The sequence below is a fragment of the Streptomyces sp. R21 genome (assembly GCF_041051975.1).
Lineage (GTDB): Bacteria > Actinomycetota > Actinomycetes > Streptomycetales > Streptomycetaceae > Streptomyces.
In genome coordinates, this window is the sequence record NZ_CP163435.1 from 3676556 (window position 1) to 3697493 (window position 20938).

A 20938-nucleotide genomic window follows, 5' to 3' on the forward strand; every position below is an offset into this window, starting at 1 on the left:
GGCGCCCTCTCGGACGAACGAGTCGGCCGGTCAGCTGGGGTTCGTGTCGATCGTGACGATCCGGTCCGCCGCCGTCGCGCCGCGCAGGGCCTTGGCAAGGGCCGAGGCGACGTCCTGGGGGCTGACCGGCTTCTTGCTGCCGTCGCCCTTGGCGATCGTGACTCCGTTGAAGGCGCCGCCGTACAGCCCCTTGAGGACGTCGAGGTCGTAGTGCTCGACCAGCTTGCCGTCGACCGCCCGCACGCTCAGGAACTTGTAGATCGAGTTCTGCGGGCTGAAGGAGACGAAGTGCGTGGCGTCCGTGCGCACCGTGACCAGGCCCGACATCGCCGGTTTCGCGAACGCCTTCATCATCCGGTCGACCTCGGAGTTCGGGACCGTCGGCTGCCGGGTCGTGGTGGCGACCTTGACCGGCGTGGTCGCGTCGGTCTCCACCTGGGTGCGGTAGGCCTCCTCGACGGCCTTCATGGACGGCGCGACGTCGATGCCCTTGCCCGCCTTGCCGTAGACGGCGACGGCCTTGCCGGACTGGAACTTGATCGTGCCGTCGCTCGACGAGCCGGAGCCGCCCGCGACGCCCTCCAGCGCGGCCTGGAGCTTCTCCTTGTCGACGGGCATGACGGGGTCGATCACGCGCTCCTGCCCGAACAGCGAGCCGAACACCGAGACCGGGTTGTAGTCGCTGGTCGCGGCGGCGCTGACGGTGGCCTTGCTGTCGAGCTGGAGGCCCGACTGGTCCGGCTTGATGGACACCGTGTCGCCGTCGACCGACAGCTTCAGCGCCTTGTTAGTGCGGTCGCCGAAGGCGTCGTCGAGCTTCTTGACGGCCTCGTCGCGCGTGCCGCCGCCGATGTCGACGCCGAGCACGGTGGTGCCCTTGGGCACGTCGGAGTGGTTCATCAGGAGCCCGGCGCCGTAGGCACCGCCGCCGATGACCACCACGCCGGCGACGAGGAGCTTCAGCTTGCTGCGCCCCTTCTTCTTCTTGGCGGCGGGCTTGGCGGAGGCCGCGGGAGACGGCGAGACCGGCTCCGGCAGCTTCGGCGGGGTGTGCGGCAGCGGTCCGTCGGTGTGCGCGCCCGGCCCGAACGGGGAGTTCTGGGCGGGCGGGACGACGGGGATGCCGCTGGTCAGGGTGTGCCCGGAGACGTTGTCGGCGGCTCCGCCGTAGCCCTGGCCGCCCGGTTCGGGGGCCGGCTTCTGCGGCGTGAGGATCGCGGTGTCGTCGCTGAGGCCGCCACCGGGGCCGCCGAGGCCGCTGTGACCGCCGGGGCCGGGGTATCCGTTGCCCGGGCCGCCGGGGGCGCCATTGCCCATGCCGGGTCCGCCCGGTCCACCGGGTCCACCGGGTCCGCCCGGCCCCGCGGCCAGGCTGCCCGGGCGTACGCCGGGTCCGGCCGGGGGCACCAGCGGCCCGTCGCCCGTGACCGGGCCGCCGGTCGGGCCGCTCGGGCCGCGGCCGGTGCCGTCGGGGAAGTCCGAGAAGTACGGGAGGTCGTCGCGCCGGGGTTCGCCGGTGCCGTCGGAGCCGGGCACCGGGAAGGAACCGGTGCTGCTCATCGGACTGCCCGCCATCGCCGCGGAGACGTCGAAGGATCCGGTGCCGCCGCCGTGGCCGGGCGCCACGGGACCGGCGCCGGTGGCACCGGGCAGCCCGGCACCGTTCGTACCGCCGCCACCGGGGCGGGGGCCGTTCGCGGCGCCGGGCCGGGGACCGGCACCGTTCGCCGCCGGGGGACGCGCGCCGCCGGGAGCACCCGGTGCACCCGGACGCCCGGAAGGAGCCGAAGCGCCGGATGGTCCCGAAGATCCCGAAGGTCCTGCGGGTGCCGGAGCTCCCGAACCGCCCGGCAGGCCCGCTCCGTTGGTGGAGCCGCCGCCCGGGCCGCCCTTGGGGGCACCGGACTTGCGGGGTGCGAACCAGTCGCTGGTCTTCTCCCCGGCCGGGCCCTCGGGTTCGGCGGAAGCCACTGCGGGCGCGGGCGAACTCGCGACGCCCACGGGCTCCGTACCGCCACCGCCGACACCACCGGCGCCGTCGGCGCCCTCGGCGGACGTGTCGGCGTCCCCCACCGGTGTGCGCACGACGACCGGCGGGATGGGCCGGGATCCGGGGATGTTGATCCGGATCCGGGTCGTCAGCGTGGTCTCGGTCTTGCGCTCCTCCGGAGGCGTGCCGGTGGCCGAACGGCCCGCGTCGGCACCGCTTTCGGACGCGGCAGGCGTGCCGTACGGCGGCGTCCCCGACGGGTACGCCGCTCCACCGCGCCCGTTGGGCCCGGAGGACGAACTGTCAGTTTCACGACTCAAGGCAGGTTCTCCCGGTTGGCTCCGCCGCCCGTGTACTCGATCTCATCTCTGGGGGTCCCCCCTGCTCGAACGGAGTCGAGAGCTCGGGGGAGGCTCGGCGCGCGCACCACCATACTGGCCGTGCCCGGCGCGCAAACCGCGCCCGCGAAGGAAACCCCCACGGGACCCGCACGTCCGTGATACGGAAAAGTGGTACGTCACTTGCCAAGTCGGACGGCGGGGCCGCCCGGTTGCCGCCGTTGTCCAAGCGTGGCGCACATCACACCGACTGCCATACCGCCCAGCAGGAACAGGTAGGAGCCGAGTCCCGCGCCGAAGAGGAAGTCGCCTTCGGGGCGGGTGGAGGTGAGCAGGACGACGGCGATCATCCAGCCGACGGCGGGCGCAAGGGCCCCCGCCCTGGAGCCCGTCGCACGCGATCCGCCGAGGAAGACTCCGGCCGCGCCCGCCAGCGCGAGCAGCAACCCGCCCGGGAACCAGGCGGCTTGCACCAGCGCCCCGGCCGCCCCGACCACGGCGCCGAGCACGAAGAGCCCCAGGTGGGCGACGATCCGCCCGCCGGAGGGCCGCACCAGGGGCTGCGCGAGGGCACTGCCCTGCCTGCCTGCCGTACTCATCGCAAAGCCCCTTCGAACAGGTCCGTCTCACGCGTCTTTGGCGCCCCGGCGCGCTCCGCGCGCACCAACTCGTAGTACTCGGTGGTGAAGAGCGGCTGGGCAAGGTCGTTGGAGAGCACGAACCACGGCTCGGTCACGGTGATCTGGGTGGCGTGCGCGCGCATCGCGGCGGCCTTGGCGGCGGCGTACGCGCTGCCGTCGATCTCGGTGGTGATCACCGAGTCGTCGACCACACCCGGCACGTCGTCGATCGCGGCGGACGCCGAGAAGGGCAGCTTGGGCAGTGCGTCCCGCAGCCGCGCGAAGCTCTCCTCGGCGACCGTGCGCGGCACCCGGTTCCAGTAGGTCTTGGCGATGCGCCAGGGCTCACCGAGGGCGGGCCGGAAGGCGGCGTCGGCGGCCAGCTCGGCACCGCGCATGGCGACGCGATGCGCCTGAATGTGGTCAGGGTGCCCATAACCCCCATCGGGGTCATAGGTGACGAGCACCTGGGGCCGTACCTCGCGGATCACTTCGACGAGGTGGGCGGCGGCCTCGTCGAGGCCGGCGGCCCAGAAGGCGCCGGCGCGGTGGTTCTGCTCGACGCCCATCATCCCGGAGTCGCGGAAACGGCCGGGCCCGCCGAGGAACCGGTGGTCGGTGACCCCGAGCTCCTTCATGGCGGCGGCCAGCTCACCGGTCCGGTACGGGCCCAGGGTGTCCTCGCGGTCGGGCGCGAGGTGCGCGAGCCCGGGCGGGATGACCTCGCCCTCCTCGCCGAGCGTGCAGGTCACCAGCGTCACATGGGCGCCCTCGGCCGCGTACTTGGCCATGGTCGCGCCATTGTTGATCGACTCGTCGTCCGGGTGCGCGTGCACCAGGAGCAGACGCCGGTCGGGCAGTTCCGTCATGGGACCACCCTACGAGGCGACCGCGATCCCCGTTCGGCGCGGCCCGGCCGGCCGTCACCCCAGCTCGTACCCGTCAGAACTTGATGCTGCCGATCATCCCCGCGATGTTCGTCGTCAGCTCGCTGATCGTGGGAGCCATCGTCGAGGAGGCGAGGTAGAAGCCGAGCAGGACGCAGACGATCGCGTGCGCGGCCTTCAACCCTGACCTTCTGACCAGGATGAAGACGATGATCGCCAGCAGCACTACCGCCGAGATCGAGAGTGCCACGGCGGCTCACCTCCAATAACCCAGGGACCAGGGGTCGAACGGGGGGTCGTACGGGGACGGCAAATCCATACAGCAGCCAGCAGGTTCATACCCACACAGCGCTAGTGATCATAACTATCCGTACGCGCGCATCGATCGGCGCACGGCCGCACAAGGGGGCGCATGGCCAATATGGTCGGGGCATGACGACCGAGCCTCTCTCCTTCCCGCGCCTGTACGCGCGTACGCAGCGGTTCACCTGCGGCGCGCCCCGCGCGTTCACCGTGGCCCCCGACGGTTCCCGTGTCGTGTTCCTGCGTTCCCGCTCCGGTACGGACCGGGCGAATCTGCTGTGGGTCCTCGATGTCGCGGACGGCGCCGAGCGTGTCGCCGCCGATCCGCTCGCGCTGCTCGGAAGCGCCGACGAGCAGTTGTCCGCGCAGGAGCGGGCCCGCCGCGAGCGCAGCCGGGAGGGCGGTGCGGGAGTCGTCGGCTATGCCACCGACGCAGCAGCGGAGTTGGCCTCTTTCGCCTTGTCGGGGCGGCTTTTCACGGCGGAGCTGCGGGCCGGCACGGCGCGTGAACTGCGCGTCCGCGGGCCGGTGATCGACCCGCGCCCCTCCCCCGACGGGCGGTTCGTCGCGTACGTCGCGGGCGGCGCCCTGCGGGTGGTCGGCGCCGAGGGCGGGGACGAACGGGCGCTGCTGGAGCCGGAGTCGGAGACGGTTTCCTACGGGCTCGCCGAGTTCATCGCAGCCGAGGAGATGGGGCGCTCGCGCGGCTTCTGGTGGTCGCCGGAGTCGGACCGGCTGCTGGTCGCCCGGGTCGACGACGCGCCCGTGCGACGGTGGTGGATCTCCGATCCCGCACATCCGGAGCGCGATCCGCAGCAGGTCGCCTACCCGGCGGCGGGCACCCCCAACGCGGACGTACGGCTCTTCGTGACCGGCCTGGACGGGACGCGCACGGAGGTCGCCTGGGACCGCGCCCGCTACCCGTATCTGGCGCATGTGCACTGGTCAGCGGCGGGGGCGCCGCTGATTCTGGTGCAGGCGCGGGACCAGCACAGCCAGCTTTTCCTGGCCGTGGACCCGGACACCGGGGTGACGCGGATGGTGCACGCGGACGAAGATCCACAATGGCTTGATCTTTTCCCTGGCGTGCCGTGCTGGAGCCCCGGCGGACAGCTCGTGCGGATCGCCGACGAGGGCGGCGCGCGCGTCCTCGCGTTCGGCGAACGCCTGCTGACGGGACCGCAGTTGCACCTGCGCGCGGTGCTCGACGTGTCGGACGACAACGTGCTGGTCTCGGCGTCGGCGGGCGAGGCGGCGGCCGCCCCGGAGATCGGCGAGGTGCACGTGTATCGCGTCAACGAACTCGGAGTGGAGCGCGTCTCGCAGGAGCCCGGCGTGCACTCCGCGGTGCGCGCCGGGGGCGTGACCGTGCTGGTTTCGGCGACGGTCGACCGGCCGGGTGCCCAGGTGCAGGTGCTGCGCGACGGCAGGAAGACGGCGACCGTGGCGTCGTACGCGGAACATCCCGGTATGTCCCCGCGCATGACCCTCACCCAAGGGGGCGCACGCAGGGTGCCGTGCGCCGTGCTGCTCCCCCGGGACTACCGGGAGGAGCAGGGCCCGCTGCCGGTCCTCATGGACCCCTACGGCGGCCCGCACGGACAGCGCGTGGTCGCCGCCCACAATCCGCACCTGACCTCGCAGTGGTTCGCCGACCAGGGCTTCGCGGTGATCGTCGCCGACGGGCGGGGCATGCCGGGCCGCTCCCCCGCCTGGGAGAAGTCGATCAAGGACGACATGGCCGCGATCGTGCTCCAGGACCAGATCGACGCCCTGCAGAGCCTCGCGGAAACCTTCCCGCTGGACCTGACCCGGGTCGCCATCCGCGGCTGGTCCTTCGGCGGCTATCTGGCGGGGCTCGCGGTGCTGCGCCGCCCTGACGTGTTCCATGCGGGCGTCGTGGGAGCGCCGGTCACCGACCAGCGCCTGTACGACACCCACTACACCGAGCGCTATCTCGGCGACCCGAACACGCAGCCCGAGGTGTACGCCGCGAACTCGCTGATCGACGACAACGGTCTGGTCACGGCCGCCGAGCCCGCGCGCCCGATGCTGATCGTGCACGGCCTCGCCGACGACAACGTGGTGGTGGCCCACAGCCTCCGGCTGTCCTCCGCGCTGCTCGCCGCCGGCCGCCCGCACGAGGTGCTCCCGCTCTCCGGCGTCACCCACATGACCCCCCAGGAACAGGTCGCGGAGAACCTGCTGCTGCTCCAGGTGGACTTCCTGCGTCGTGCCCTGCATCTGGGCTGAGCACGGCAACGGGCCGGAGCGACATGGCGCGCCCCGGCCCGTTTACGGCACCCGCACGGCCGTACGCTGCACAGCCTGACGCGTCCGTATATCGGGACCGCTTCCGCTAAGTTGCCTGCGTGTAAACCAAGTTCGTGCGGGTTTGTACCGCTATTCCTCCTGCTCGGGCGGCACGACCTGCTTCTCCTCCGCGAAGTGGCACGCCGAGTCGTGCGCGGCCGGGCCCTGGACGAGCCGGAACTCCGCGGGCACCGCGAGCAGCGGGACCTCCAGCGTGCAGCGCTCCTGTGCCTTCCAGCAGCGGGTGCGGAAGCGGCACCCGGACGGGATGTTCGCCGGGGACGGCACGTCGCCGGTGAGGATGATCCGCTCCCGGTGCTCGCGGGCCTCGGGGTCCGGGACGGGCACGGCGGACAGCAGGGCCTGTGTATAAGGATGCGTCGGGTGGTCGTAGATCTCGGCGTCCCTGCCGGTCTCCACGATCCGCCCGAGGTACATCACGCCGACCCGGTCGGAGATGTGCCGCACGATGGAGAGGTCGTGCGCGATGAAGACGTAACTCAGGTCGAACTCGTCCTGGAGCCTGTCGAGCAGGTTGATCACCTGCGCCTGGACGGACACGTCGAGCGCCGAGACCGGCTCGTCGGCGACGATGATCTCGGGGCGCAGGGCCAACCCCCGGGCGATGCCGATGCGTTGGCGCTGGCCGCCGGAGAACTGGTGCGGATAGCGGTTGATGTACTCGGGGTTGAGCCCGACCACGTCCAGCAGGTCCTGGACCTTCTGCCTGCGGTCGCCCTTCGGCGCGACCTCGGGATGGATCTCGTACGGCTCCCCGATGATGTCGCCGACGGTCATCCGGGGATTGAGCGAGGTGTACGGGTCCTGGAAGACCATCTGGATGTTGCGGCGCACCGCCTTGAGGGCCTTGCCGGACAGCTTGGTGATGTCCTCGCCCTTGTACTTGATCGACCCGGCGGTCGGCTTCTCCAGGTTGACCAGCATCTTGGCCACCGTCGACTTGCCGCAGCCGGACTCACCCACGATGCCGAGGGTCTCGCCCTTGCGCAGTTCGAGGTCGACGCCGTCGACGGCCCGGACGGCGCCGATCTGCTTCCTGAACACGATCCCCTGGGTGAGCGGGTAATGCTTGACCAGGCCGCTGACTTCGAGAAGCAGCTCGGTTGTCGTGTCTGCCGTCTTCTCCATCGTCGTCTCAGCCATGGAGGCACTCCCTCCAGAAGAAGCAGGCACTTCTGCGTTCCTCGTCCACCTCCGCGAGCGGCGGTACGTCGGTCCGGCAGACGTCCTGGGCCATCGGGCAGCGGGGGTTGAAGGCGCAGCCCGGCGGGATGTGCATCAGGTTCGGCGGCAGGCCCTTGATGGCGTAGAGCTCCTGACCCTTCTGGTCCAGGCGCGGGATCGACTCCAACAGGCCCTTGGTGTACGGGTGGGCGGGCGCCTTGTAGATGTCGTGCACCGGCGCCGACTCGACGATCCGGCCCGCGTACATCACGGCGATCTTGTCGGCGACGTCCGCGACCACGCCGAGGTCGTGGGTGATGAGGATGAGCCCCATGTTGAGCTCGCGCTGCAACTCGGCCAGCAGGTCCATGACCTGGGCCTGGACGGTGACGTCGAGGGCGGTGGTCGGTTCGTCGGCGATGATCAGCGCGGGTTCGAGCGCCAGCGCCATGGCGATCATGATGCGCTGGCGCATGCCGCCGGAGAACTGGTGGGGGTAGTCGCGCACCCGCTCGGCGGCGGCCGGGATCCGCACCCGTTCCATCAGCTCGATCGCCTTCGCGCGGGCGTCCTTGCGGGACATCCCGCGGTGCACGGTGAACATCTCGCCGAGCTGGTCGCCGACGGAGAGCACCGGGTTGAGGGAGGACAGCGCGTCCTGGAAGATCATCGCCATCTCGGCGCCCCGGACCTTGCGCCGCTCCTCCTCCTTCAGCTTGAGCAGGTCCTTGCCCTGGAAGAGGATCTCGCCGCTGGTGATCTTCCCGGGCGGCATGTCGAGGATGCCCATCACGGCCTGCGCGGTCACCGACTTGCCGGAGCCGGACTCGCCGAGCACGGCGAGCGTCTCACCCTCGTCCACGCTGTAGTTGACCCCGTTGACGGCCTTGGCGACACCGTCCCGGGTCCTGAACTCCACGTGCAGATCACGCACTTCGAGCAGCATGACGGTGGCTCACCTCAGCTTCGGGTCGAGGGCGTCGCGCACCGCGTCGCCGAGCATGATGAAGGCGAGCACCGTGATCGCCAGGGCCCCGGCCGGCCACAGCAGCATGTGCGGGGCCTGGCGGATGTACTGGGACGCCGAGGAGATGTCGATTCCCCAGGACACGGTCGGCGGCTTCAGCCCGACGCCGAGGTAGGAGAGCGTCGCCTCCAGCGCGATGTACGTACCGAGCGCGATGGTCGCCACGACGATCACCGGGGCGACCGCGTTCGGCGTGATGTGCCTCAGCATCAGACGGGAGTTGGAGGCGCCGAGGGCGCGGGCCGCCTGGACGTAGTCGTTCTGCTTGGTGGTGATGACGGAGCCGCGCGCGATACGGGAAATCTGCGGCCAGCCGAGCAGCACCATGAACCCGATGACGGGCCAGATCGTATTACTGGTGACGACGGAGAGGAGGACCAGACCGCCGAGGACCACCGGGATCGCGAAGAACATGTCGGTGATCCGGGACAGGACCGCGTCTCCGATCCCGCCGAAGAACCCGGCGAGCCCGCCGAGCACCGAGCCGAGGATCGCTACGCCGAGGGTGGCGCACACGCCGACGCTGATGGAGATGCGCGTGCCGTACACGGTCCGCGTGTAGACGTCGCAGCCCTGTCCGTCGTACCCGAAGGGGTGTCCGGGCTGCGAGCCCTCCTGGGCCTTGGCGAGGTTGCAGTTGAGCGGGTCCCCGGAGGCGATCAGCGAGGGCCAGATCGAGATGATCACCAGGAAGAGGATGACGAGCCCGGAGATGAGGAAGACGGGGTTGCGCCGCAGGTCCCGCCAGGCGTCGGACCACAGGCTCCTGGGCTTCTCCTGCGGTCCTGTGCCTTCCGGTCCACCGGGCGTCTTCTCCAGCGTCTCGGCCTCACTGCTGCCGAGGTCCATGGTGCCTCCCATCCCGGTCGGGGCGATGGCGAGGTCGTCGGGAGGAGGACCTACCGGCCTGGCGGGCAAGGGTCCCGACCCCGAGTGCGCCTCTGGCTCGTACGGCGGCTGCTCAGGCATAGCGGATCCTCGGGTCGAGTACGGCGTAGAGGAGGTCGACGAGCAGGTTGGCGATCAGGAACACGAGGACGAGCACGGTCACGAAGCCGACGACGGTCTGCGTGTTCTGCCGCACGATGCCCTGGTAGAGCTGGTAGCCGACGCCGTGGATGTTGAAGATCCGCTCGGTGACGATCGCGCCGCCCATCAGTGCGCCGATGTCCGTGCCGATGAAGGTGACCACGGGGATCAGCGAGTTGCGCAGCAGGTGCTTGGTGATCACCCGGCGCCGGGGCAGCCCCTTGGCGACGGCCGTACGGACGTAGTCGGACCGCTTGTTCTCCGCGATGGAGGTCCGGGTCAGCCGGGTCACGTACGCGAGGGAGACGGAAGCGAGAACCAGGCCGGGCACGATCAGTTCGCTGAACGTGGCTTCCGGGGAGACCGACGGTTTGATCCAGCCCCACTCGACGCCGAGCAGCAGTTGCAGCAGCAGACCGGTGACGAAGGTCGGCACGGAGATGACGACGAGGGTCAGCAGCAGGACGCCGGTGTCGACGGGCTTTCCACGGCGCAGTCCGGTGATGACGCCCAGCACGATGCCGATGACGATCTCGAAGAGGATCGCGACGATCGTCAGCCGGATGGTGACCGGGAAGGCGCTCTTCATCAGCTCGGTGACCTCCTGCCCGTTGAAGGCGGTACCGAAGTCGCCGGTGAAGACCTTCCCCATGTAGTGCAGGTACTGAACGAACACGTTCTCGTCGAGGTTGTACTCCTTGCGCAGCTGCGCGGCCGTGGCGGGGTCGCACTGGCGGTCGCCGCACAGTCCCGCGATGGGGTCGCCCATCACGTACACCATGAGGAAGATCAGCAGGGTGGCGCCGATGAAGACCGGGATCATCTGCAGCAGACGCCGGATTACGTACCGTCCCATGGGGGCTCCGGGGGTAGATGGGGGCGGCCGCCGCACGGCGGCCGCCCCCGCGGCTCAGCTGACCTTGATCTCGTTGTAGACGGGGACGCTGAACTGGTTGAGCGCCACGTTCGAGACCTTGTCCGAGTAGCCGGCGCTGCCGTTCTGGTACCAGAGCGGGATGGCGGCCATGTTGTCGCGCACGACCTCCTCCGCCTGCTGGAAGAGCTTCACGGCCTTGGCGCGGTCGGTCTCGGCGTTCGCCTGGTTGACCAGCTTGTCGAAGTCCTTGTTGGACCACTGGCCGTCGTTGGAGGAGGCGTTCGTGTAGTACAGGGGCTGGAGGAAGTTCTGGATCAGCGGGTAGTCCATCTGCCAGCCGGCCCGGAACGGACCGGGCATCTTGTGCTGCCCGATCTGGTTGCGGAAGTCGGCGAAGGTGCCGACCGGGTTGCCGACGCAGGCCTTGTTGTTGCCCATCGCGTTGTTGATGGAGTTGCAGACGGCGTCCACCCACTCCTTGTGCGAGCCGGTGTCCGCGTTGTACGAGATCTTGACCTGCCCGCCGGGGATGCCGCCGCCCTCCTGGACCAGCTTCTTCGCCTCGGTCGGGTCGTACTTGCAGGCGTCGCCGCACAGGCCGTCCTGGAAGCCGCCCTTCTCGCCGAGGACGGGCGAGGTCCAGTCGGTGGCCGGGGTACGGGTCTTCTGGAAGATCGTCTCCGTGATCTGGTCACGGTTGATCGCCATGGACAGGCCCTTGCGGACCTTCTCCACTCCGCTCGCGTTCCACTTCTTGTCGTAGAAGGGGAAGGCCAGGGTCTGGATGATGCCTGCGGGGGTGTTGATGTACCGGCCGCTCAGGTCGCTCTTGGCGTTCTTGAGCTGGGCGGCGGGCACGTCGTCGACGAGGTCGAGGTTGCCCGCGAGCAGGTCGGTGTAGGCGGTGTTGTTGTCGGTGTAGACCTTCAGGTCCACCCCGCCGTTCTGCGCCTTGTCCGTACCGGAGTAGCCGTCCCACTTGCGCAGGGACATCTTCGAGCCCTTGGTGTAGGAGTCGATGGTGTACGGGCCGTTGCCGACCGGCTTCTTCACCCAGGCCGCGTGGTCGTCGAAGAACGCCTTGGGCAGCGGCGAGTAGGCGGCGTAGCCGAGGGTGTCGGGGAAGGTCGAGAACTTCTGGTTGAGCTTGACGGTGAAGGTGTTGGTGCCGGTGACCTTCAGCCCGGAGAGGGTGTCCGCGCTCTGGCTGCCGGTGTCGGGGTGGACCTTGTCGTAGCCGTCGATGTACCCGAAGAAGTACGCGTTCTTCTGGTTGTTCTTCAGGCTCGCCCCGTAGTTCCAGGCGTCGACGAAGGACTTGGCGGTGACGGCCTCGCCGTTGCTGAACTTCCAGCCATTTTTGATGGTGATGGTGAAGTTCTGCGAATCGGTGGTCTCGATCTTGTCGGCCAGCATGTCCTGGGCGGCGCCGGTCTTGGCGTCGTACCGCTTCAGACCGCGGAAGATCATGTCCAGGACCTTGCCGCCCTGCACCTCGTTGGTGTTGGCCGGCTCCAGCGGGTTCTGCGGGTCACCCCAGGAGGAAGCGACGACTCCGGTGCCGTTTCCGCCACCGCCGCTGTCGCCCCCTCCGCCTCCGCAGGCGGTCGCCGCGAGGGCTACCGCAGCCGCGCATGCGGCCCATTTGGCGTGCGTGGCTCCACGCATGGAGTGCCTCCTCAGAGTGCGCTGTGCCTTTTCGCCAATATCAGGGCAGCCAGCACATACCGCACATTTACGCCACCCGTTCGGGGGTGCGCGGGGCGCCGCCGAGCGACCCGGAAGTGCGGCGCAACGGATCTTCGACATTCGATGCTGAACCGTTTGAAAACGTGCACCCTATGTACGCATTCCGAGACTCGCGCGTCCGCATATCGAACCTCTTGCCTGGTTTGCCCAGTTGAGTCCGAATCCGGACACAGAACGGCCACAGAGCACTACACGCGTAGTTACGCTAAGGTCAAACAAAAGTAAAGAAGGTAAAGACAAAACCAAGGGCGGCGAGAATTTATTGACCTTGAATGAATTGCGTTGAAAAAGTCCGGCGTAGCCCGTAGGCGAACCCTGCGGAATCGTTGACCCCTCCGGGCCTGGAGCACCATGACACCCCCTACTCCGTCCGCGGCCGCCCCACTTGAGGTGACCGACGAAGACGCCGCGATACAGACGAAGTCCCCCGCCCCCAAGGGCGGTGAGAGCAAGTCTCCCGGGCGACTCGCCTGGACCCGCTTCAAACGGGATCGCTCGGGTGTCATCTCCGCCTACGTGGTGATCTTCTTCTTCGTCGTGGCGATCGGCGCACCGCTGATCTCCAAGCTCTACGGCAAGGATCCGTACACCACGTACGGCATGAACATCCCTGGCCTGCTCAACGAGTTCAACTTCCCGATCAAGGCCAACGGCGGCATCAGCAGCGAGTTCTGGTTCGGCATCGAACCGCAGCTCGGGCGCGACGTCATGACGTTCCTGCTCTACGGCATGCGCAACTCGCTGCTCATCGCGACCGCGGCCACCCTGATGACGACCCTGCTCGGCGTCGTCATCGGCATCACCGCCGGCTACCTCGGCGGCAAGACCGACTACTTCGTCGGCCGTGTGATCGACATCCTGCTGGCCTTCCCGCAGACGCTGTTCTTCATCGCCTTCTGGCCCGTCGTCCTGGCGATCTTCGTCGCCCCGGACGAGAACACCCCGATCTGGCTGACGGTCACCAGCCTCATCCTCGTGATGACGGCCTTCGGCTGGGCCTCCATCGCCCGTCTGCTGCGCGGCGAGGTACTCGCCCTGCGCGAGCGGGAGTTCGTCGAGGCGGCCAAGGTCACCGGCGCCTCACCGGCGCGGATCATCTTCAAGGAACTGCTGCCCAACCTCTGGACGCCGATCCTGATCCAGTCCACGCTGCTGCTCCCCGCCTACGTCACGGCCGAAGCGGGTCTCGCGTTCCTCGGTGTGGGTCTCACGGACCCCACCCCCGACTGGGGCGTGATGCTCCAGTTCGGCGCCAAGTACTACCAGGACGACATCACCTTCATGCTCTTCCCGGGCCTGTCGATGGTGATCTTCGTAGTGGCCTTCAACCTGCTCGGTGACTCGGTCCGCGACGCGCTGGACCCGAAGACCAAGCGCTGATCTCCCCCCTCCGGCCCGGGCGACGGGGCCCGGCCGGAGTGCACCCCGCACCTCTCCCATCCACAAGAACGGGCCAGGCATGTCTCTTTCCCGCAGAAACTTCGTCATAGCGACGTCTGTCGCCGCGGCAGGCTCCACGCTGCTGTCCGCGTGCAGCAGCGGCGACTCCGGCAGCGGCAGCGGCACTCCGAGTGGCGGCGCCACGGAGTACACCGGCGCCAAGGTCACCGTCGGTACCAAGGCCGACTCGACCGGTCCGGCTCCGGAGATCGCGGGCGCGAAGAAGGGCGGCACGATCTACGGCCTGGCCCCCGACGACTTCTCGCACCTCGACCCGGGGCGCATCTACTACGCGTACAACTCCACCGTCGCGCTGCTCCTGCACCGCTGCCTCACCGGCTACAAGATCGACTCGGCCGGCAAGCAGAAGCTGGTCGGCGACCTCGCCACGGACACCGGCACCATGTCCAACGGCGGCAAGACCTGGACCTTCACGCTGAAGGACGGTCTGAAGTGGCAGGACGGCACCGAGCTCACGGTCGAGGACGTCCGCCACGGCATCGAGCGCCTGTGGGCCAAGTACATCATCGAGTCCGCCAGCTACGTCCAGATCGCCCTCACGGGCAAGGGCGGCAAGTGGCGTGACGCGTACGAGGGCCCCTACAAGGGCAAGCACCTCAGCGAGATCGTGACGGACAAGGCCAAGAAGACCATCACGTTCAACCTGGCCGAGGCCCGTCCGGACTTCAACTTCACGATGGCGATGCACTCGTACGCCGCGGTGTCCCCGAAGTTCGACACCAAGGAGAAGTACGACAAGAACCCGGCCTCCTGCGGGCCGTACAAGATCAAGAGCCACACCACCGACAAGTCGATGGTGCTCGTCCGCAACGCGAGCTGGGACCCGGCGACGGACTCGATCCGCAACGCCTACCCGGACGGCTTCGAGTTCGACTTCGGCATCGAGACCCTCGACGGTGTCGACCGCCTGATCGCCTCCTCGGGCAAGGACGCGTACGCCGTCTCGATCTACAAGGGCGTGCCCGCCGAGCGCATCCAGAAGGTCCTCACGGACCCGGAGATCAAGAAGCGCACCTTCAACGGTCTGCTCACCGGCACGTACTACTACGCGATCAACACCAAGCGCGTCACGGACCTCAAGGTCCGTCAGGCACTGAACCACGCCTGGCCGCTCCAGCAGATCCGGCAGATCTACGGTGGCCCGTCCTCCGGCGACTTCGCGACCACGATCCTCAGCCCCGACATCCTGGGCCGCGAGAAGTTCGACGTCTACGGCAAGCTGAAGAAGCCGCAGGGTGACCCGGCGGCCGCGAAGAAGCTGCTGAAGGAAGCCGGCAAGGAGGGCATGAAGATCGTCTACGCCTTCCCGCAGGACCCGACCTACAACAAGACCAAGGTCGTCATCGAGAACGCGCTCAAGGCGGCCGGCTTCACGCCGATCATCAAGCCCGTCGACTCGACGACGTACTACGACCAGGTCCAGAAGGTCGACAACAGCTACGACGTCATGTGGTTCGGCTGGTCCCCGGACTGGCCGACCGCCTACACGATGATCCAGCCGCTGTTCGACAGCGCCAACATCGGCGACGGTCTGTACAACGTCTCGCAGACCAACATCCCGTGGATCGACGCGGGCGTCCAGAAGGACATGGTCATCGGCGACCAGAAGAAGGCCGGTGAGGCCTGGGCCGCGCTGGACAAGCGGATCATGGAGGAAGTCGCTCCGATCATCCCCGAGATGTACCAGCGCCGTTACTACGTCTACGGCAACAAGGTCGGCGGCGCCCAGTTCGACCCGAACTTCTCGGCGACCCTGCTCTACAAGACGTTCGTGAAGGCCTGACGACCGGCCCTTTAGGCGGGGCGGCCTCGTGCCGCCCCGCCCCTCTTCCCCCTTCGGCATCCGTCAGGAAAACCCACTGCCATGCTCCGCTTCCTTGTTCGACGAATCCTCGGCGCCGCGGTGATCCTCGTGATCATCAGCGCCATCGTGTTCGTCCTGTTCTACGCCGCCCCGCGCGACCCCGCCCGCATCGCCTGCGGCAAGGCCTGCACCCCCGAGACACTGGAGCTGGTGCGGAAGAACCTGGGGATCGCCGATCCGTTTCCCATCCAGTACTGGGACTGGCTCAAGGGCATCTTCGTAGGCCGCGACTACGCGTCCTTCGGACACTGCCCGGCGCCGTGCCTCGGCTACTCCTTCCAGAACCGCGAGCCGGTCCTCGCCACCATCGCGGACCGCTTCCCGACCACCCTGTCGCTGTCGCTCGGCAGCTCGGCCATCTACCTGGTCTTCGGCATCGGCGCGGGCATGCTCGCCGCGGTGAAGCAGGGCAAGGCCGTGGACAAGATCGCCAGCTCGGCCTCGCTGATCGCGTCCTCGATGCAGATCTACGTCGTCGGCGTCCTCGCCACCTGGCTCCTGGTGGACCAGTGGCACCTGCTCGACCGTGCCAGCTACACCCCGTTCCTGGAGGACCCCGCGGCCTGGGCCAAGGGCCTGCTGGTGCCGTGGATCGTGCTCTCCCTGATCTGGACGGCCAACTACACGCGTATGACGCGCTCCCAGATGGTCGAAGTGCTCAGCGAGGACTACGTCCGCACCGCGCGCGCCAAGGGCATGTCGCGCCGTACGGTCTTCTTCCGCTTCGCCTGGCGCGGCGCGATGGGCCCGATCGTCACCATCTTCGGTCTCGACCTCGGTGTGCTGCTCGGCGGCGCCATCATCACCGAGTCGACCTTCAGCCTCCAGGGCCTCGGCATGCTCTCGGTCAAGGCGGTCAGCACCAACGACCTGCCGATCCTGCTCGGTGTCGTCCTGGTCGCCGCGGGCGCGATCGTCGTCTTCAACATCATCGTCGACGCCCTGTACGCCCTCATCGACCCGCGCGTGCGCCTCGCTTAAGGAGAGACCATGAGCACTCCCTTCCTCTCCGTCCGTGACCTCAAGGTGCACTTCTCCACCGAGGACGGTGTCGTCAAGGCCGTCGACGGCCTCTCCTTCGATGTGGAGAAGGGCAAGACCCTCGGCATCGTGGGCGAGTCAGGCTCCGGCAAGTCCGTCACCAACATGGCGGTCCTGGGCCTGCACGACCCCCGCAACACCGCGCTCGACGGTGAGATCCTGCTCGACGGCAAGGAGCTCATCACCGCCACCGAGCGGGAGCTCGAGCAGCTTCGCGGCAACAAGATGTCCATGATCTTCCAGGACGCGCTGGCGTCCCTGTCGCCGTACCACACGATCGGCGCGCAGATCTCCGAGACGTACCGCAAGCACACGGGCGCGTCCAAGAAGGTGGCCCGGGCGCGCGCGATCGAGATGCTCACCCGCGTCGGGATCCCGCAGCCGGACGTCCGGGTGGACGACTACCCGCACCAGTTCTCCGGCGGTATGCGCCAGCGCGCGATGATCGCCATGGCCCTGGTCTGCGACCCCGAGCTGCTGATCGCCGACGAGCCGACCACCGCGCTCGACGTGACGGTCCAGGCCCAGATCATGGACCTGCTCAAGGACCTCCAGCAGGAGTTCGGCACCGCGATCATCTTCATCACCCACGACCTCGGCGTGATCGCCGACATCGCGGACGACGTGCTGGTGATGTACGGCGGCCGGTGCGTGGAGCGCGGCACCAAGAAGGAGGTGCTGCGGCAGCCGCAGCACCCCTACACGCTGGGTCTGCTGGGCTCGATGCCGAGCCTGGAGGGGCCGGTCGACGTGCCCCTGTCACCCATTCCGGGCTCGCCGCCCTCGCTGCTGAACCCGCCCACGGGCTGCCGCTTCCACCCGCGGTGCACCTTCGCGGAGAAGGTCTCGGACGGGCTCTGCTCCACGCAGCAGCCGGCGCTGGAGATCGTGGACGGACGTGGCAGCGCCTGCCACCTCAGCGCCGGGCAGAAGGGCGAGTTCTTCGCCGAGTTCGCCGCCGCTCGGGCCAACTGACGTAAAGAGACGGGACTTCACCACCATGAGCAGCACCAATCCCCTCCTGGACGTCTCCGGTCTGACCAAGCACTTCCCGGTCAAGGGAGGCTTCCCGATCCGTCGTACGATCGGCGCCGTCCAGGCCGTGGACGGGCTCGACTTCCAGGTCGCCGAGGGCGAGAGCCTCGGCCTGGTCGGCGAGTCCGGCTGTGGCAAGTCGACGACGGGCCGGCTGATCACGCGTTTGCTGGAGCCGACCGCGGGCAGCATCTCCTACCGCGGTCAGGACATCACGCACGCGAACCGCCGCCAGCTCGCGCCGATTCGCTCCGAGATCCAGATGATCTTCCAGGACCCGTACGCCTCGCTGAACCCGCGGCAGACGGTCGGCAAGATCATCGCGGGTCCGATGGAGATCAACGGGATCGACCCGGCGGGCGGCCGTGAGAAGCGTGTCCGCGAGCTGCTGGAGACCGTGGGTCTCAACCCGGAGCACTACAACCGCTTCCCGCACGAGTTCTCCGGCGGCCAGCGCCAACGCATCGGGGTCGCCCGCGCGCTGGCTCTGTCGCCGAAGCTGATCGTGGCGGACGAGCCGGTCTCGGCGCTGGACGTGTCCATCCAGGCGCAGGTCGTCAACCTGCTCCAGGAGCTCCAGCGGGACCTGGGTATCGCGTTCGTGTTCATCGCGCACGACCTCGCGATCGTCCGGCACTTCTCGCAGCGCGTCGCGGTCATGTACCTCGGCAAGATCGTCGAGATCGCCGACCGGGCCGACCTGTACGAGAACCCGCGCCACCCGTACACGCGTGCGCTGCTGTCCGCCGTGCCCGAGGCGACGGCGGACGACGTCCCGGCCCGCGACCGCATCCGGCTCGTCGGTGACGTGCCCTCGCCGCTCAACCCGCCGTCGGGCTGCCGCTTCCGCACCCGCTGCTGGAAGGCGACGGAGAAGTGCGCCACGGACGCGCCGCCGCTGGTCCAGGTCGAGGGCAACCGCGAGGGTCACCTCACGGCGTGCCACTACCCGGAAGTCGCGGAGACCGTCCCGGCCCCCCGCCTCTCCAAGGACCGCCTCTCCAAGGACCCCGAGGCCGCGGCCTGACACACCCCTTTCCGTCAGCCACGGCCGACGGAACTGGTTTTCGCCGGCCCATTGACCCGAGCCGAAGCCCAGTTCCCGGGGAAGCGGGGCCCGTACACCCTTGGGGTGTGCGGGCCTTCGCGCGTTTGCCTGTCGCCTGTCTGACGTCGAGCCGCTCACTTTCACGCCGGCTCCACCGGTCCAGGCCTACCACTCAGCCTCGTCGACCTCTGCCTGGGCGACCAATAGAGCGTCGAGGCCCAGCACTTCGCCCACGTCATGACCTGCAGCGAGGACACCGGCAGGGCCGCCACCAGAAGCCTGCACCATGCCTGCGCAAACTTCCGCAGCCTCGCGATCGACCTCACCCACCTCGACGGATGGACGAAGGCCGCGGCAGTGTCCGCATCGATGGTCTTCAGGGCGGCTGCCAGCGATTCCGGCATGGCGGCAGCCTTCGCCCCTTCCCCGGCCATGCGTCATGGCCGAGAGCACCGGGAGAGGTACGTCCCTCGACCGCACCGTCAGGGAGGGCCGTGCCACTGACCCGAGCCCGATCGCCCGCTTCCCTTTCGGGATGCGGGCCTGCACCTTGACGCGGGCTTGGGGCATCGGCCTCGCTACCCTCAGTTCATGGACTACGCCAAGATGCGAGCGATCGCCGAGGAGCTCACGGAGTACGCCGAGCGCCTCGAAGGGTCCTGGAATGTGGAGATCGGACCCTCCGGCCCCTTCCTCGCCATGACGAGTCCTTCGAAGCGCCACAAGGGGACGGTTCGCCGTATCCGCAACCAGCTCAATGCGCAGCTCCCGGCCACCCACCCCGGGTACGTCTGCGAGAACGGCCCCGAGATCGTCTCCCCGTCCAATCCGGACAACGACTACGGCGAGAAGCTCGCTGAATATCCGGCCATGGGCATCGCCCACTACATGATCGTCGACCCCCGCACGGGCACGATCGAAGTGCACTCCGCCCCGTGCAGCGACCGCTATCAGGAAAAGGACCCGTACATCTTCGGCGACACCGTGCCGTTCGGCTCGTGGACGGTGGAAACCGGCGCCTTCCGCCGCTACGGCAAGGCAGGCAACGCCCGGCCTTAGGGCGCTTCTGGGGCAGCCTCCTCCTCCAGCGCCGCCAGCGCCGGGTCCAGCACGATGTCCTCCGCGCGCGCCTCGATCGTCGGGTCCTCGGGGAAGTGGCAGGCGGTCAGGTGGCCCTCGTGGTTGCCGGAGAGGCGGATGAGCGGGGGCTCCTCGGCCGCGCACCTGGCCTGGGCCTTCCAGCAGCGGGTGCGGAAGCGGCAGCCCGACGGCGGGGCGATGGGTGAGGGGACGTCGCCCTCCAGGCGGATGCGTTCCTTCTTGTCGGCGTCGATGTCCGCGTCCGGCACGGCGGACATCAGCGCGTGGGTGTAGGGGTGGCGGGGGCGGGTGTACAGCGACGTGCGGTCCGCGACCTCCACGATCTTGCCGAGGTACATGACGGCGACCCGGTGCGAGAAGTGCCGTACGACGGCCAGGTCGTGGGCGATGAACACGAACGCGATACCCATCTCGCGCTGGACCTCCTGGAGCAGGTTGACGACCTGCGCCTGGATGGAGACGTCGAGGGCGGAGACCGGTTCGTCGGCCACGATCAGCTTGGGTGACAGCGCCAACGCCCTTGCCACGCCTATGCGTTGACGCTGGCCGCCGGAGAACTCGTGCGGGAAGCGGTTGTAGTGCTCGGGGTTGAGGCCCACGGTCTCCAGCAGTTCGCGGACGCGGGCCTCGCGGCCGTCGGGCGGCTGGATACCGTTGATCTCCATCGGCCCGGAGATGATCTTGCCGACCGTCTGGCGGGGGTTCAGCGAGGCGTACGGGTCCTGGAAGATCATCTGGATCTCGGAGCGGATCGGGGCCAGTTGGCGGCGGCTCGCCCGGCTGATGTCCTTCCCGCGGTACGCGATGGTGCCCTCGGTGGGCTCCAGGAGGCGGGTCAGCAGCCGCCCCGTCGTGGACTTCCCGCACCCCGACTCCCCTACCAGGCCCAGGCTTTCGCCGGGGAACACGTCGAAGGAGATGCCGTCCACGGCCTGTACGGCGCCGACCGTACGGCGGATCGGGAAGCCGCCCTTGACCGGGAAGTACTTCTTCAGGTCGCGCACGCTCATGAGGGGTTCGTCCGGTTGCCCGTCCTGGTCCCGCTGCCCGGGGATCGCGTCGACCACCGC

General features: G+C 68.6%; 17 protein-coding genes. 7 read left to right on the plus strand and 10 right to left on the minus strand.

Annotated features, from left to right (window positions below; genetic code table 11):
• Nucleotides 1-30: 30 nt before the first annotated feature.
• From AB5J56_RS16395 to AB5J56_RS16410, 4 genes are all read right to left on the minus strand, one after another.
• On the minus strand, nt 31-2310 hold the full coding sequence (locus tag AB5J56_RS16395) for a hypothetical protein (protein WP_369233469.1): 2280 nt from the start codon (nt 2308-2310) through the stop codon (nt 31-33).
• A gap of 197 nt (nt 2311-2507) precedes the next feature.
• On the minus strand, nt 2508-2927 hold the full coding sequence (locus AB5J56_RS16400; protein WP_369233470.1) for a DUF6113 family protein: 420 nt from the start codon (nt 2925-2927) through the stop codon (nt 2508-2510).
• Nucleotides 2924-3817, minus strand: coding sequence for an N-acetyl-1-D-myo-inositol-2-amino-2-deoxy-alpha-D-glucopyranoside deacetylase (gene mshB / locus AB5J56_RS16405; RefSeq protein ID WP_369233471.1), 894 nt, complete (start codon nt 3815-3817; stop codon nt 2924-2926). The genes AB5J56_RS16400 and mshB overlap by 4 nt, the downstream gene beginning before the upstream one ends.
• Before the next feature lie 73 nt (nt 3818-3890).
• The gene (locus AB5J56_RS16410; protein ID WP_369233472.1) at nt 3891-4085 is read right to left on the minus strand and encodes a hypothetical protein; all 195 of its coding nucleotides are present in this window, start codon (nt 4083-4085) and stop codon (nt 3891-3893) included.
• Nucleotides 4086-4267: 182 nt separating this feature from the next.
• On the opposite strand from AB5J56_RS16410, the gene AB5J56_RS16415 reads away from it, so the two are divergent.
• Complete coding sequence (locus AB5J56_RS16415; RefSeq protein ID WP_369233473.1) at nt 4268-6391, plus strand: prolyl oligopeptidase family serine peptidase; 2124 nt, start codon at nt 4268-4270, stop codon at nt 6389-6391.
• 150 nt (nt 6392-6541) lie between these two features.
• On the opposite strand, the gene AB5J56_RS16420 is transcribed toward AB5J56_RS16415, so the two are convergent.
• The 5 genes from AB5J56_RS16420 to AB5J56_RS16440 form a co-directional block, all read right to left on the minus strand.
• Nucleotides 6542-7615, minus strand: coding sequence for an ABC transporter ATP-binding protein (locus AB5J56_RS16420; RefSeq protein WP_369233474.1), 1074 nt, complete (start codon nt 7613-7615; stop codon nt 6542-6544).
• On the minus strand, nt 7608-8582 hold the full coding sequence (locus AB5J56_RS16425; protein ID WP_369233475.1) for an ABC transporter ATP-binding protein: 975 nt from the start codon (nt 8580-8582) through the stop codon (nt 7608-7610). Before AB5J56_RS16425 ends, AB5J56_RS16420 begins: the two co-directional genes overlap by 8 nt.
• Before the next feature lie 9 nt (nt 8583-8591).
• Nucleotides 8592-9512 (minus strand): ABC transporter permease, encoded by a 921-nt coding sequence (locus AB5J56_RS16430; protein WP_369233476.1) that lies wholly within the window; start codon nt 9510-9512, stop codon nt 8592-8594.
• A 112-nt stretch (nt 9513-9624) separates the two neighbouring features.
• The gene (locus tag AB5J56_RS16435; RefSeq protein ID WP_369233477.1) at nt 9625-10548 is read right to left on the minus strand and encodes an ABC transporter permease; all 924 of its coding nucleotides are present in this window, start codon (nt 10546-10548) and stop codon (nt 9625-9627) included.
• A gap of 54 nt (nt 10549-10602) precedes the next feature.
• On the minus strand, nt 10603-12237 hold the full coding sequence (locus tag AB5J56_RS16440) for an ABC transporter substrate-binding protein (RefSeq protein WP_369233478.1): 1635 nt from the start codon (nt 12235-12237) through the stop codon (nt 10603-10605).
• A 432-nt stretch (nt 12238-12669) separates the two neighbouring features.
• Here AB5J56_RS16440 and AB5J56_RS16445 point away from each other — a divergent pair, with 432 nt between their 5' ends.
• The 6 genes from AB5J56_RS16445 to AB5J56_RS16470 all read left to right on the plus strand — a co-directional run bounded on the left by AB5J56_RS16445 (nt 12670) and on the right by AB5J56_RS16470 (nt 19826).
• Complete coding sequence (locus AB5J56_RS16445) at nt 12670-13698, plus strand: ABC transporter permease (protein WP_369233479.1); 1029 nt, start codon at nt 12670-12672, stop codon at nt 13696-13698.
• A gap of 79 nt (nt 13699-13777) precedes the next feature.
• Nucleotides 13778-15562 carry an ABC transporter substrate-binding protein gene (locus tag AB5J56_RS16450; RefSeq protein ID WP_369233480.1) on the plus strand — a complete coding sequence of 595 codons (1785 nt, stop codon included), beginning with the start codon at nt 13778-13780 and terminating at the stop codon, nt 15560-15562.
• 81 nt (nt 15563-15643) lie between these two features.
• Nucleotides 15644-16624 (plus strand): ABC transporter permease, encoded by a 981-nt coding sequence (locus AB5J56_RS16455; RefSeq protein ID WP_369233481.1) that lies wholly within the window; start codon nt 15644-15646, stop codon nt 16622-16624.
• Nucleotides 16625-16633: 9 nt separating this feature from the next.
• Nucleotides 16634-17659, plus strand: a complete 1026-nt coding sequence (locus AB5J56_RS16460) for an ABC transporter ATP-binding protein (protein WP_369233482.1) — start codon at nt 16634-16636, stop codon at nt 17657-17659.
• Between the two features lie 25 nt (nt 17660-17684).
• On the plus strand, nt 17685-18746 hold the full coding sequence (locus AB5J56_RS16465) for an ABC transporter ATP-binding protein (RefSeq protein WP_369233483.1): 1062 nt from the start codon (nt 17685-17687) through the stop codon (nt 18744-18746).
• A gap of 612 nt (nt 18747-19358) precedes the next feature.
• The gene (locus AB5J56_RS16470) at nt 19359-19826 is read left to right on the plus strand and encodes a Uma2 family endonuclease (RefSeq protein WP_369233484.1); all 468 of its coding nucleotides are present in this window, start codon (nt 19359-19361) and stop codon (nt 19824-19826) included.
• Here the strand turns inward: AB5J56_RS16470 and AB5J56_RS16475 are convergent.
• Nucleotides 19823-20935: an ABC transporter ATP-binding protein gene (locus tag AB5J56_RS16475; protein WP_369242581.1), complete on the minus strand. Its 1113-nt coding sequence runs from the start codon at nt 20933-20935 to the stop codon at nt 19823-19825. The two genes, AB5J56_RS16470 and AB5J56_RS16475, sit on opposite strands and share 4 nt — an antisense overlap.
• Between the last annotated feature and the right edge of the window lie 3 nt (nt 20936-20938).

Bases quoted from the DNA above. Each gene is read 5' to 3' on its own strand.
- AB5J56_RS16420 (WP_369233474.1), bottom strand. From the start codon at position 7,615: ATGGCTGAGACGACGATGGAGAAGACGGCAGACACGACAACCGAGCTG.
- AB5J56_RS16430 (WP_369233476.1), bottom strand. From the start codon at position 9,512: ATGGACCTCGGCAGCAGTGAGGCCGAGACGCTGGAGAAGACGCCCGGT.
- AB5J56_RS16465 (WP_369233483.1), top strand. From the start codon at position 17,685: ATGAGCAGCACCAATCCCCTCCTGGACGTCTCCGGTCTGACCAAGCAC.
- AB5J56_RS16425 (WP_369233475.1), bottom strand. From the start codon at position 8,582: ATGCTGCTCGAAGTGCGTGATCTGCACGTGGAGTTCAGGACCCGGGAC.
- AB5J56_RS16460 (WP_369233482.1), top strand. From the start codon at position 16,634: ATGAGCACTCCCTTCCTCTCCGTCCGTGACCTCAAGGTGCACTTCTCC.
- mshB (WP_369233471.1), bottom strand. From the start codon at position 3,817: ATGACGGAACTGCCCGACCGGCGTCTGCTCCTGGTGCACGCGCACCCG.
- AB5J56_RS16445 (WP_369233479.1), top strand. From the start codon at position 12,670: ATGACACCCCCTACTCCGTCCGCGGCCGCCCCACTTGAGGTGACCGAC.
- AB5J56_RS16435 (WP_369233477.1), bottom strand. From the start codon at position 10,548: ATGGGACGGTACGTAATCCGGCGTCTGCTGCAGATGATCCCGGTCTTC.
- AB5J56_RS16415 (WP_369233473.1), top strand. From the start codon at position 4,268: ATGACGACCGAGCCTCTCTCCTTCCCGCGCCTGTACGCGCGTACGCAG.
- AB5J56_RS16400 (WP_369233470.1), bottom strand. From the start codon at position 2,927: ATGAGTACGGCAGGCAGGCAGGGCAGTGCCCTCGCGCAGCCCCTGGTG.
- AB5J56_RS16470 (WP_369233484.1), top strand. From the start codon at position 19,359: ATGGACTACGCCAAGATGCGAGCGATCGCCGAGGAGCTCACGGAGTAC.
- AB5J56_RS16450 (WP_369233480.1), top strand. From the start codon at position 13,778: ATGTCTCTTTCCCGCAGAAACTTCGTCATAGCGACGTCTGTCGCCGCG.
- AB5J56_RS16440 (WP_369233478.1), bottom strand. From the start codon at position 12,237: ATGCGTGGAGCCACGCACGCCAAATGGGCCGCATGCGCGGCTGCGGTA.
- AB5J56_RS16455 (WP_369233481.1), top strand. From the start codon at position 15,644: ATGCTCCGCTTCCTTGTTCGACGAATCCTCGGCGCCGCGGTGATCCTC.